This is a genomic window from Chenggangzhangella methanolivorans, from assembly GCF_042648545.1.
Lineage (GTDB): Bacteria > Pseudomonadota > Alphaproteobacteria > Rhizobiales > Methylopilaceae > Methylopila > Methylopila methanolivorans.
This window is the reverse complement of record NZ_JBHRXS010000002.1, coordinates 1-12,370: the sequence shown is the minus strand read 5'-3', so window position 1 is coordinate 12,370 and position 12,370 is coordinate 1. Positions and strand designations below refer to the sequence as shown.

10 protein-coding genes are annotated in these 12,370 nt (G+C 68.3%); all 10 read left to right on the top strand.

The annotated features are described in order from the left end of the window. The first annotated feature begins 603 nt into the window (after positions 1-603). Entirely contained in the window at positions 604-1,884 is a 1,281-nt protein-coding gene (locus ACFOWB_RS00440; protein WP_261404404.1) for a hydroxymethylglutaryl-CoA reductase, read from the top strand. After that, positions 1,884-2,819, top strand: a complete 936-nt coding sequence (locus ACFOWB_RS00435; protein ID WP_378145066.1) for a UbiA family prenyltransferase — start codon at positions 1,884-1,886, stop codon at positions 2,817-2,819. The genes ACFOWB_RS00440 and ACFOWB_RS00435 overlap by 1 nt, the downstream gene beginning before the upstream one ends. Next, entirely contained in the window at positions 2,816-5,311 is a 2,496-nt protein-coding gene (locus ACFOWB_RS00430; protein WP_378145064.1) for a PEP/pyruvate-binding domain-containing protein, read from the top strand. The genes ACFOWB_RS00435 and ACFOWB_RS00430 overlap by 4 nt, the downstream gene beginning before the upstream one ends. Further along, positions 5,304-6,401: a DUF3419 family protein gene (locus tag ACFOWB_RS00425; RefSeq protein WP_378145062.1), complete on the top strand. Its 1,098-nt coding sequence runs from the start codon at positions 5,304-5,306 to the stop codon at positions 6,399-6,401. Before ACFOWB_RS00430 ends, ACFOWB_RS00425 begins: the two co-directional genes overlap by 8 nt. Next, positions 6,398-7,708 (top strand): diacylglycerol/polyprenol kinase family protein, encoded by a 1,311-nt coding sequence (locus ACFOWB_RS00420; RefSeq protein WP_378145060.1) that lies wholly within the window; start codon positions 6,398-6,400, stop codon positions 7,706-7,708. The genes ACFOWB_RS00425 and ACFOWB_RS00420 overlap by 4 nt, the downstream gene beginning before the upstream one ends. Further along, positions 7,705-8,553 (top strand): hypothetical protein, encoded by an 849-nt coding sequence (locus tag ACFOWB_RS00415; RefSeq protein WP_378145057.1) that lies wholly within the window; start codon positions 7,705-7,707, stop codon positions 8,551-8,553. Before ACFOWB_RS00420 ends, ACFOWB_RS00415 begins: the two co-directional genes overlap by 4 nt. Before the next feature lie 6 nt (positions 8,554-8,559). Beyond that, positions 8,560-9,993, top strand: a complete 1,434-nt coding sequence (locus tag ACFOWB_RS00410; protein WP_378145055.1) for an AMP-binding protein — start codon at positions 8,560-8,562, stop codon at positions 9,991-9,993. A gap of 309 nt (positions 9,994-10,302) precedes the next feature. After that, a complete protein-coding gene (locus tag ACFOWB_RS00405) occupies positions 10,303-11,286 on the top strand; it encodes a Bug family tripartite tricarboxylate transporter substrate binding protein (RefSeq protein WP_378145053.1) in 984 nt (327 codons plus the stop codon). Between the two features lie 175 nt (positions 11,287-11,461). Beyond that, positions 11,462-11,974 (top strand): tripartite tricarboxylate transporter TctB family protein, encoded by a 513-nt coding sequence (locus ACFOWB_RS00400; RefSeq protein WP_261404394.1) that lies wholly within the window; start codon positions 11,462-11,464, stop codon positions 11,972-11,974. 13 nt (positions 11,975-11,987) lie between these two features. Then, positions 11,988-12,370, top strand: a 383-nt coding sequence (locus ACFOWB_RS00395; protein ID WP_378145051.1) for a tripartite tricarboxylate transporter permease, incomplete at its 3' end; no start/stop codon positions are given.

Here is a 12,370-nt window from a genome sequence, read left to right as displayed (position 1 = left end):
CAGCCATCAAGCTCGTCGCCGCGCGTCTCTGGGTCAACGCGTTATGAGTCCGCTTCCTAGCGCGATGCGCAGGCGTCGCGCCGCATACGCCTCTTCGCCCTCGGGCGTTTCGGCCTCATCGGGACGACCTCCATCATAGGGACAGGCGCCAGTTCGACGTCGGCCCGCGGCGCGTCCCATGTGGGTAAGCTTGTCCCCGCCCGCCCGCCTCCGGCGCGAAGCATGTATCGCGGGCGTCTGATCAGCGGGATGTTGGTTTCGTTTTCGCTCACGGACGGGTATCCGATGGACCATGCCGGCGCGCTGTCGGCCAGCCTCCTGCATCTTCTCGACAAGCCGCGCGCTCGCTTATCACTTGCTTCGTCGATCATCTCGTTGACATTGAGCGGCGTTCATAGGCGCCGCCGCAGCGCGGCAAATCGAATGCGCGACTTACAGATGATCATTTCGAGCGTTACAAGTAAATCTCCGATAAGATGAGGTCGACGTCTCAGGATACATTAATCAATTTCGTTTGTCCTGTTGAAAACAGCGCGCGCATGCCGCTTCATCGCCGCGACGCGCAAACAATCTGCCGACTGACCTCAGCCAATCTGGTTCCAGATGAAAATCGTCCCGTCGTCAGTCCAACTGCTTCTCGAGCGGCTGAGAGCGACCTACACGGCCGAGGAAGCACGCCTTCGTCTCAGCCGGCAGGCCGAGCGGGCGCCTGAGCGCACGCTGCGGTCTGCGCGCGAGGCGAGTTCGGCCAACATCTCGTCGCTCTGGCGCCAGCTCGGCGCGGCCGGCGTCGAAATCGCAGGCGTCGAGCAGGAGCTCGCGGACCAGCGAACCCTCGAACAGGCCGAGCGCTACTCCGGCAACATCGAGGCGATGGTGGGCACGGTGAAGCTGCCGGTCGGCGTCGTCGGGCCGCTGCTGGTGAACGGGCTCAACGCGAAGGGCCTGTACTACGCGCCGATGGCCACCACGGAGGCCGCGCTGGTGGCGTCCTATGCGCGCGGAGCGATGGTCGCGACCAGGTCCGGCGGGGTGACGACGGCGCTCCTCAACGAAGGGGTGCTGCGCACGCCGGGCTTCAAGTTCTCGGGCCTCATCGACGCCGGGCTCTTCGTCGAATGGGTGGCGCGCAACGCCGACGAGCTGAAAGCCGCGGCCGAGGCCACCACGCGGCACGGCAAGCTGATCGCGCTCGAGCCGATCATCGACAACGACATCGTGTTCCTGCTCTGCCGCTACACGACCGGCGACGCCTCGGGCCAGAACATGGTCACGATCGCGACTGACGCGCTCTGCGCGAAGATCGAGCAGGACTGTCCGGTGAAACCGCTGCACTGGTTCATCGAGGCGAACTTCTCCGGTGACAAGAAAGCCTCCTATATTGGCCTGATCACGGGCCGCGGCCGGAAGGTCTCGGCCAGCACCGTGATCCCGGAGGCGCTGGTCGAAAAGCACCTGCATGTCTCGATCGACCGGATGCTGGCCTATGGCGAGATGGCCAATCTCGGCGCGCTCTTGAGCGGCCAGATGGGCGCGCAGGGCCACTACGCCAACGGGCTTGCGGCCTTCTACATCGCGACCGGCCAGGACGCCGCCTGCGTGTCGGAAAGCGCTGTCGGCTTCACCCGCATGGAGAGACGGGAAGACGGGCTTTTCGTCTCCGTGACGCTTCCGAACATCCTCGTCGGGTCGGTCGGCGGCGGCACGGGCATGCCGAGCCAGTCGGCCGCGCTCTCGCTGCTCGGCCTGAAAGGCGCAGGCCATGGCGCGGCGCTCGCCGAGGTGACGGCGGCGCTCTGCCTCTGCGGCGAGATCTCGATCATGGCGGCGATCGCCGCGGGTCACTTCTCCTCGGCGCACGAAAAGCTCGCAAGGAAGCGCTGATGTCGGTCGACGAGGCCTCGCCGCCGCTCGCGAAACGCCTCTGGATCTATCAGGCGGAGCGCTTTCCGCTCGCCAAGACCGCGCCGCTGATCGCGGTGTTTTCCGTCGCCAGCATCAGCGTCTCGGCGCATCTCGCCGGGCGGCCTCTGCCGGGCTTCTGGGCGTTCGCGGTCGCGTTCGCCGTGACGATGATCCTGTTCTTCGAGATGCGCGCCTGCGACGAGGTCAAGGACGCCGAGGACGATCGCCGCTTCCGGCCGGAACGCCCGGTGCCGCGCGGGCTCGTGACGCTGCGGCTGATCGTGGGCCTCGGGATCGCGGGCTTCTTCGCGACGCTTCTCATCGCCGCGGCCTACGCCCCGTCGCTGGTCTGGCCGCTCGCGCTCGTTCAGGCCTGGCTCGCGCTGATGACGGTCGAGTTCTTCGCGCCCGACTGGCTGCGCGACAGGCCGTTCCTCTATCTCGTCTCGCATATGGCGATCATGCCGCTGATCGACCTGTTCCTCACCGCCTGCGAGTGGCTGCCGGCCGCGGGCTCGCCGCCGCCAGGCCTCTGGATTTTTCTCGCGCTCTCCTTCGTGAACGGCTGCGTGATCGAGATCGGCCGAAAACTCTACGCCAAGGAGAACGAGCGGCCGGGCGTCGAGACCTATTCGGCGCTGATGGGGCCTAAGCGCGCCGCTGCGCTGTGGGCCGCCTGCGTGGCTTTGAGCTTCTGCCTGCTGCTCGCGACCGGTTTTGCGGTCGGCGCGCCGCTGCTCGTCGGGGTGATCGGCGCCGTCGCGCTCGGCCTGCCGCTCGTGTCCGCCGCCAGATACGCGAAGGCGCCGACGCCAAAACGCCAGAAGACGATGGACGCCGTCTCGGGCGTCTGGGTCCTGGTCTGCTATGCGACCGCCGGCTTCGCGCCGTTCCTTTCGGGAGCCGCGGCATGACCGCTTCGGACGCGCCCCACGTCGCCGAACCCGCGGCGATCCTTCATCCCGGGCGCGACGAGGGGTGCCTCGACCCGAAGATCGTCGGCGGCAAGGCCGCGGCGCTGACCGCGCTTCTGCGCGAGGGCCTGCCCGTCCCGCCCTTCTTCGTGGCGCTCGCTCCGGACGGTTTCGAGCAGGGCCTCAGCCTCGCCGACTGCCGCGCGATCGACGAAGCGCTGGCCGAAATCCAGCCCGGCCCGTTCGCGGTGCGCTCCTCGGCGCGTGATGAGGACGGCGCCGAGCACTCGCACGCCGGCCAGTTCCTCTCGCTGCTCGACGTCGAGGACAGCGGCGTTCCGGATGCGGCGCTGAAGGTCTGGGAGTCGGGAGCGCAAGAGAACGTCGCGGCCTATCGCGCCTCGCGCGGGCTCGAGGCCGGGGATGCGACGCCCGCCGTCATCGTGCAGCGCATGGCGCGGGCGCGCGTCGCGGGCGTCGCCTTCGCGGCGGACCCGGTTAGCGGACGGCGCGACCGGATCGTGATCTCGGCGATCGCCGGCCTCGGCGACGCGCTGGTGGGCGGCGAGGAGGACGGCGAGACGACGGTCGTCGACCGCGACTCGGGGACGGTCGTCGAGGGGCCGGCGGGCGGCGTGCTGTCGAACGCCGACGTCGCCGCGATCGTCGAGGCGGTGAAACGCGTGAGCGGTCTCCGCGGAGCCCCGCAGGACATCGAATGGGCGATCGAAGGCGAGACCTTCTATCTGCTTCAGTCCCGCCCCATCACCACGGCTTTGCGGGAGCCTGCGATCGGCGATCCTTTGGTCACGATCTTCGACAACTCCAACATCGTCGAAAGCTATCCTGGGCTGGTCTCGCCGCTCACCTACAGTTTCGCGCAATACGCCTACGCCCGCGTCTATCGACGCTTCATGGAGCTTTTGGGCGTTTCGGACAGAAACATCCGCGAGAGCGCCGCGGTGTTCGACAACATGCTGGGGCGCATCGACGGGCGGGTCTATTACAACCTCGTCAACTGGTACCGGGCGCTCGCGCTGCTGCCGGGCTTCAGCCTGAACCGGGCGCATATGGAGACCATGATGGGGGTCTCCGAACCGCTCCCGGCCGAAATCTCCGGGAGCATCGGCCCCGCGCCCGCGACGGGCGTGGCGAAACTCCGGGAATACGCCGGCATGGCGCGCGCGGGCGCTGGGCTGCTGTTCGAGGCCATGCGCCTGCGCTGGACCGTCCGCGGCTTCTACGCCCGCATGGAGCGGGCGCTCGCGACGAGCCCGGAGGCGATTTCCAGAATGCCGCTCGGCGCGCTGGCGGCGGAGTATCGCAAGATCGAGGGCGACCTTCTCGACCGCTGGGACGCGCCGCTGGTCAACGACTTCCTCTGCATGATGGCCTTCGGCTCGTCGCGAAAGCTGCTCGAGCGCTGGTGCGGCGAAGAGGGGCTCGAGCTCCACAACGCGATCATGATCGGGCAGGGCGACATCGTCTCGGCGGAACCCGCAAAGCGCATCGCGAAGATGGGCGAAATCGCGCGCGAGGACGACGCCGCCGTCGCGGCGCTGGAGCGCGGAGAGCTGGGCGCCATGCCGCCGGCGCTCGTCTCGGAGATCCGCGGCTACATCGAAAAGTTCGGCGACCGCTGCACCGAGGAGCTCAAGCTCGAAAGCGTGACGCTCGACGAGAATCCGGCGCCGCTCTACGCCGCGATCGCGGCCGCCGCGCGGACCACGCGGACGCATAAGCCGGAGGTGGACGGCGACGCTGCGCTCGCCGCCGCCTTCGAAGGACGGCGAATCCGCGGGTTCGTCGCCAAGGCCGTGGTCGGCTGGGCGCGCGCCCGCGTGCGGGATCGCGAAAACCTCCGCTTCGAGCGCACCCGCATCTTTGGCCGCGCGCGCCGCGTGCTGCTGGCCATGGGCCGGCAGTTCGCGGCGATCGACGCCATCGACGAGCCGCGCGACGTCTTCCTGCTGACGCTTCCCGAAATCCTCGGCGCGATCGAAGGATTTGGCGTCACGGCCGATCTCAAGGGGCTGGTCGCGGTCCGCAAGGCCGAGATGGAGCGCGCGGCGCGGCTGCCCGACCCGCCCGAGCGCGTCACGGTGTCTGGCGCGGCCGGCCTCTCGGCGCCGCGTCCTGCGTCGGCCGTCGCCGCAGGCGCGTCCGACGACATCGTGCGTTCGGGAACCGGCTGCTCGGCGGGCGTGGTGAAGGCCAAGGCGCGCCTCATCCGAGATCCGCGCACGGAGGCGCTGGCGCCCGGTGAGATTCTCGTCGCGCGCAACACCGATCCCGGCTGGATCGCGGTGTTCAGCAACGCCTCCGCCATTGTCGTCGAACGCGGCAGCCTTCTGTCACACTCCGCGATCGTCGCGCGCGAGATGGGTATCCCCTGCGTCGTCGCGCTGAAAGGCGCGCTCGACTGGATCCGCGACGGCGAGACCATCGAGGTCGACGGCGCGCGCGGCGTGGTGACGAGGTCCGATGTCTGAGATCGCCGGCAAGGCCGCCTTTGACGCCATCCGCTACGCCCAGCTCTGGGAGGACGCCGACGTGCTCACCGGAGCGCTCGGCCAACGGCCCGGCGCCACGCTGGTCTCGATCTGCTCGGCCGGCGACAACGCGCTCGCGATGCTGACGCTCGACCCGGAAAAGGTCGTGGTCGTCGACCTGTCGCCGGCGCAGATCGCGTGCCTGAAGATCCGGATCGAGGCTTTTCAGACGCTCGACCATCCGCAGTTTCTCGAGCTGATGGGCGCACGGCCGAGCCGGCGTCGCGACGCGCTGCTCTCGCTGCTGATCCGCGACATGCTTCCCGCCGACCGCGAGTTCTGGGAGGCGCGGCGCGCGGACGTCGTCGCCTACGGGCTCGGGGGCGTTGGAAAATTCGAGCGCTATTTTCGCGTGATGCAGCGCTACCTGCTGCCGCTCGTGCATTCGAAGAAAACGATCGACAGCATCTTCCAACCCGGCCGCAGCCGCGCCGAGCGCGAGGCCTTCCTCGACGGCACGTGGAACAACCGGCGCTGGAAACTGCTGCTCGAAGTGTTCTTCTCGCGGTTCACCATGGGGCGGCTCGGGCGCGATCCGGCCTTTTTTGACCATGTCGAGGGCAGCGTCGCCGACCATGTCGCGCGCCGCATCCGCCACGCGGCGGTCGATCTCGACCCGTCGCAGAATCCCTATCTGCACTGGATCCTCAAAGGGACCCACGGCCGCGCGCTGCCGATGCCCTGGCGGGCCGAGAATTTTGCGACGATCCGCGAGCGGCTCGACCGCCTCGACATCCGGCTCGGGTCGCTCGAAGCCTTCGTCTCGACCGGCGAGAAGGCCGACGGCTTCAACCTCTCCGACATCTTCGAATACATGACGCCTGCGACCTTCGAGACGGTCTATGGCGAGGTGCTCGGCGCCGCGAACCCGGGCGCGCGGCTCGTCTACTGGAACATGATGGCCCCGCGCCGCCTGCCCTCAGCCTTCGCCGCGCGGATGACCACGCGGACCGATCTCGAAACGGCGGGCAAGGCGGCCGACAAGGCGTTCTTCTACTCCGACTTCGTGGTGGAGGAGCTTCAGGCTTGAGCGTCTGGCTCAACCTCGCGCTGGTGGCGGGCTCCATCGCGGCGATGTTCGGCCTCTTGGCCGGCGTCAGCGTCATCGGCCGCGCGGTCGGGCTGCCGGGCGAACTCCAGCGCAAATGCGTCCATGTCGGCACCGGGCTCTACGCGCTGACCCTGCCCTGGACCTTCACCGACCGCTGGCCCGCCGCGCTGCTCATTTGCCTGTCGCTCGCAGTGCTGGTGGCGATCCGCCTGAGGCGCGCGGCCGGCGGCGTCGGCGAGGCGGTGCATGGCGTCGCGCGCAAATCCTATGGCGAGCTGTTTCTCGCGCTCAGCGTCGGCTTCCTGTTCTTCCAGAGCCATGACCGGCCGGTGCTCTACGTGCTGCCGCTGCTCGTGCTGACGCTCTCCGACGCCGCCGCCGCGCTCACAGGCACGCGCTACGGCCGGGCGCATTTCAAGGTCGAGGAGGGGACGAAGAGCTGGGAGGGCACCACGATGTTCTTCCTCGTGACCTGGATCCTCGCTCTCATCCTCCTGCTGCTGATGACCGAGATCGATCGCGGCAAGGTGGTGGCGCTCTCGCTGATGATCGCGGCCTTCGGCGCTCTGATCGAGGCCGACAGCTGGCGCGGCTACGACAATCTGTTCGTGCCGATCGGCATCCACCTGCTGCTCGCCAACAATCTCGACACGCCGCCGCTGAACCTCGGCGTTCTCGCGGCCTCGCTGATCGTGATGATGATCGCGATCCTCGCCTTTGCGCCGCTCTTGAGGATCACGCCCCACGCCGCGCGCGCCTATGCGGCGCTGATCTTCCTCACCGGCGCGGTGACGGCGCTGCAGAACGTCGTCCTGCCTGTGATCGCGATCGGCTGTCATTTCGCGGCGCGAAACCTGCGGCCCGGACGCGGGCGGTTCCCCGACCTCGATCTCATCTCGGCGGTGAGCGGCGCCGCGCTGATCTGGCTGTTTCTGGGCGACACCACCGGGGTCAACGCGCTCACGCCCTACAATCTCACCTTCGCGGCGGCGGCCGTCGGCTTCCTCGCGCTGCTGGCGCGGAGCCACGCCGTGGCGACGATTGCTGGCATGGCGGCGGTGGGCGTCGCGCTGTTCCTGATCGTTCCGCTCAATCCTGCGCACAGCCAGTGGCACGGGGCGCTCTGGCCATGGGCGGCCGCCGCGCTCGGCCTCACGGCCTTCGCCTGCGCGGCGCGGCCCGATCTCTTCGACCGCTGGCGTTCTCCGCGCGTGGTCGGGCTGGCGGCCGTCGCGCCGCTCGCTTTGTTTGTCAGCCAACTCATGACCGGAGGCCTCGCCCCATGAGCCAGACCATCGAGCTCGAGCACGGCGGGGCCGCCTGCACGGTGTTTCTCGACGGGCCGAAATGGGGCGAGACCGCCACGGCCACGATCGGGCGCTTCCGGTGCCCCTCGGCCGAGGCGGGCCGTGCGCTCATCGAGCAGGCGGTGGCGAAAATCAGCGAGGCAGGCGTTACAGCCGTCCTCGGCCCGATGGACGGCGACACTTGGCACGCCTACCGCCTCGTCGCCGAGAGCGACGGCTCGCCGCCCTTTCTCATGGAGCCCGCCAGCGGCCCGCATGACCGCGAGGCCTTCACAGCCGCCGGCTTCGCGCCGGTCTCGGCTTACGTCTCCACCCGCGGGACGCTCGACGAGGCGATCGGCGACGGACTTCCCGCCGCGCTCGAAGGCGTCGCGGTCACGCAGTGGGACGGCTCGAACCCGGACGGCTTCGTCCGGCGGCTCTACGCCATGTCGGCCGGAGCCTTCGAGCGCAACGCCTTCTTCAAGCCGCTCGACCTCGAGGGGTTTCTCGAACTCTACGCGCCCATCATCCCGGCGGTCGATCCGCGCTTCGTTCTGTTCGCCCATGACCAGAGGGGCGATCTCGTCGGCTTCCTGTTCGCCATCCCGAACCGGCTCGAAGGGCCGATGGCGAAGACGATCATCGTCAAGACCTACGCCAGCATGCGCCGCGGCGTCGGCCGCGTGCTGCTCGACCATGTCCACCGGCTGGCGCGCGAAGCCGGCTTTTCGGACTTCATCCACGCGCTGATGCATGTCGACAACGTCTCGCTCGACCGGAGCCAGAAACACGCCGGAAAGGTCTTTCGCCGCTACGAGCTGATGGCGCGCAGGCTGGACTGAGGCCCCATGAACCTCGTCGCCCATATGCTCGGCGTCCCCGGAATCGACGGCCAGAAGCCCGCGATCGTCACGGGGGAGGGAGTCCAGGTCGGCTTTTCCGAGCTGCTCGGCTGGTCGAGCCGGCTCGCATCCGCATGGAAGCGCGCGGGCGTCGAAAAGGGCGACCGCGTCGTCATCGCCATGGGGCTCGGGCCAGGGCTCTATGCGGGCCTTGCGGCGCTCTGGCGGTTGGGGGCCGTCGCAGTGCTGCCCGAACCCGCGATGGGGCTCGCAGGGCTCCGCCACGCCGCCCGCGCCGCCACGCCGAAGGCCTATCTCACCGACGGCTGGTTTCGGGCGCTGGGCTACGCGCTTCCCGAACTCTGGCGCGTGCCGCTGACGCTGACTCCGGGCGACGGCTACACGACAAGCGGCGACCTGCTGGAGGAGGTGGAGCCCGACCACCCGGCGCTGATCTCCTTCACCAGCGGCTCCACGGGACGACCGAAGTCGATCATGCGCACGCATGGCTTTCTTCTCAACCAGAACGACGTGCTGAAGGACCTGCTGGCGCCCGAGCGCGAGAACGAGACCGATCTCGTGGCCTTCCCGGTGTTCGTCCTCGCGAACCTCGGGCAGGGCGTCACCTCGCTGCTCCCAAACTGGAACCTGAAAAAGCCGCACGAGGCGGACGCCGCGAAAATCTGCGACCACATCTCCGCCCATCGCGTCACCCGCGCGCTGGTCCCGCCGTCGATCTGCGAGGGGCTGGCGGCGAGCGGACGCGACCCCGGCCTCGCGACGATCTTCACCGGCGGCGGCCCGGTGTTTCCGGACCTGATGGAGCGGCTCGCGCAGAACTCCCGGACGCGGGTGGTGGCGGTCTACGGCTCAACGGAAGCCGAGCCGATCGCCCATCTCGAAGCGAGCGAGATCGACGCCAAGGACTGGGAGGCGATGCGAACCGGGGCGGGGCTGCTCGCCGGAAAGCCGATCGACGCCATCCGGCTCGAGATCCTCGCGGACGAGATCGTCGTGACGGGCGGGCATGTAAACAAGGGTTATCTCGACCCCGACGACGACGCCGCGACCAAGATCCGCCGCGACGGCGAGATCTGGCACCGCACCGGCGACGGCGGCCGGCTCGACGCGTCGGTGCGGCTCTGGCTCACGGGGAGGCTGGACGGGCGCGCCGCGGGGCTTTCGCCCTTCTGCGTCGAGGCGGCCGCGAGGCTCTGGCCGGGCGTCAGACGCTGCGCGCTGGTCGACATGGACGGGACGGGTATCCTCGCCGTCGAGGGCGATCGGGCAAAGCTGGCGGAGTGGAAAGCGTCGGCCGCCGCGTTCGGCGATCTGAGCGTCGCGCCCCTGCGGGCGATACCGTTCGATCTGCGTCATCGATCGAAAGTCGACTATGTGCGCCTCAAGACGGCGCTTCGGAAGCAGGCGTCGGCGGGCTGAGTTCGCTCCGGGACGGCGCTCCTGGTCCCGAAGCCCAGCCTTCGCCGCCTTGTCGAGCGCCACGCCGCCACGCCGCGGCGGCGTCCGGCCGGGCGGGGAACCGCGCGGCCTCCAGCCGGATGCGCGGCAGGTCGCGCGCTCGCGGCGCGGGCGGCCCGGACGTCTCATCTCTCCACAGCCTCCAACGCGCGAGAGCCGGAGAACCGTCGATTATGATATATCAGTTGAACATCATGTGTGTACGATGTAGTCATTCCAGAAAAGCAAGGCGATGCGGCCAACGCAATCGCCATATGGGGAGGAAATGAGATGAAGGCTTTGGCCTTGTCAGCGGCGCTCGTTCTGAGCGCGACCGCGCATGCATCCGCCTGGGAGCCGACCAAGCCAGTCGAGGTCGTGGTGCCGTTCGGCCCCGGCGGCGCCTCTGACCAGATGGCGCGGACGATCCAGGGCATCGTCCAGAAGCACAACCTGTCGTCGCAGCAGCTCGTCGTCGTGAACAAGCCGGCCGCGACCGGCGGCGAGGCGATGATGGACATCCAGAAGTCCATGCGCGACCCGCACAAGCTTCTGACCACCTCGAGCGGCATCTACATGACCCCGCTCTCGACCAAGATCCCGGTCAACTGGCGCAACTTCACGCCGGTCGGGATGCTGGCCCAGGACGAGTTCCTTGTCTGGGTGAAGAACGACGCGTCCTACAAGACGGTGCAAGACCTTCTCGCCGAGGCCAAGACAGCCTCGCCCGCGATGAAGATCGGCGGCGGCGGCTCCAAGCGAGAGGACGATCTGATCGTGTTCTCGATCGGCGCGGAAGCCGGCGTGAAGCTGACCTACATTCCCTACAAGTCGGGCGGCGAGGCCTCGACCCAGCTCGCCGGCGGCCATGTCTCGGCCGACACCAACAACCCGTCCGAGGACGTCGCCAACTGGCGCGGCGGCCAGACACGTCCGCTCTGCGTGCTGTCGAAGAAGCGGATCGCCTACACGGGCAAGATCTCGGGCGACACGGCCTGGAGCGACATCCCGACCTGCGGCGAGCAGGGGCTCAACTTCACCTACAACATGCTGCGCGGCATCTTCATGCCCGGCGGCGTGACCGAGGAGCAGAAGGCGTTCTACGTGAACCTGCTCAAGAAGGTCTCCGAGACGCCCGAGTGGAAGGAGTATCTCGAGCGCAACGCGCTGCTCCCCGACCAGCGCTTCGGCGAGGATTTCGAGGACTTCCTGTTGTCCGACGAAGCCCTGCACAAGGATCTGATGGGCAAGGCCGGCTTCCTCGCCACCAACTGAGCCCTTTCGTGTCCCGGACGTGATCCGGGACCCAGAACCGACAGCGCCTCAGTCCCGACTTCGTCGGGTCGAGCCGAGTTCTCAAACGCAATCGGTTCTGGGTCCCGGGTCGAAGCCCGGGACAAGGGCCTCTTCGCATCCGCCAGTCCCGATCCTCCGCCGACGGAGAAGACCCATGTCCCTTTCAGCCGACATCGAACAGCCGGACGATCCGGGCGCGCGCGGGCCGTCGAAGCGGGCGGTGGAGATCGTGGTCTCGCTGATCCTGATCGGGCTTGCGGCCGCGGTGCTCTACGACTCTTACGGCCGCGGCGCGGGCTGGAACGGCGGGCCGGAAAGCGGCTTCTTCCCCGCGCGCGTCGGCTGGATCTTCCTCGCCGGCTCGCTCTTCCTCTTGGTCCAGGCGTTCCGCGAGCCGCCGGCGATCTTCGCCACCTGGTCGCAGCTCCTGATGGTGGCCAAGGTCTTCGGGCCGCTCGCTTTGTTCGTCGTGCTGGTCGAGCCGCTCGGCATCTACGCGGCGGCGGCGATCTTCACCGCCGTGTTCATGCCGATCGTCGGCGGCGCGCGTTGGTACACGGTGATCGCGACCTCCGTGCTGGTGCCGCTCGTCTGCTTCGTGGTCTTCGAGATCGAGTTCCTCGTGCCGCTCCCCAAGGGGCCGCTCGAAGCCATGTTCGGCTACTGAAGGAGAGCCCCGGATGGACGATTTCTCCGCGCTGCTCGCAGGCTTCCAGGTCGCGCTCTCCTGGCACAATGTCGGCTTCATGATCGTCGGCGTGCTGCTCGGCATCGTGGTGGGGGTGCTGCCGGGCCTCGGCGGCCCCAACGGCGTCGCGATCCTGCTGCCGCTCACCTTCGGCATGGACCCGACCTCCGCCATCATCCTGCTGTCGTCGATCTACTGGGGCGCGCTCTTCGGCGGCGCCATCACCTCGATCCTGTTCAACATTCCCGGCGAGGCCTGGTCGGTCGCCACCACCTTCGACGGCTATCCGATGGCCCAGGAAGGACGCGCCGGCGAAGCGCTCACCGCCGCCTTCACCGCCTCCTTCATCGGCGCGATCTCGGGCGTGCTGCTCAT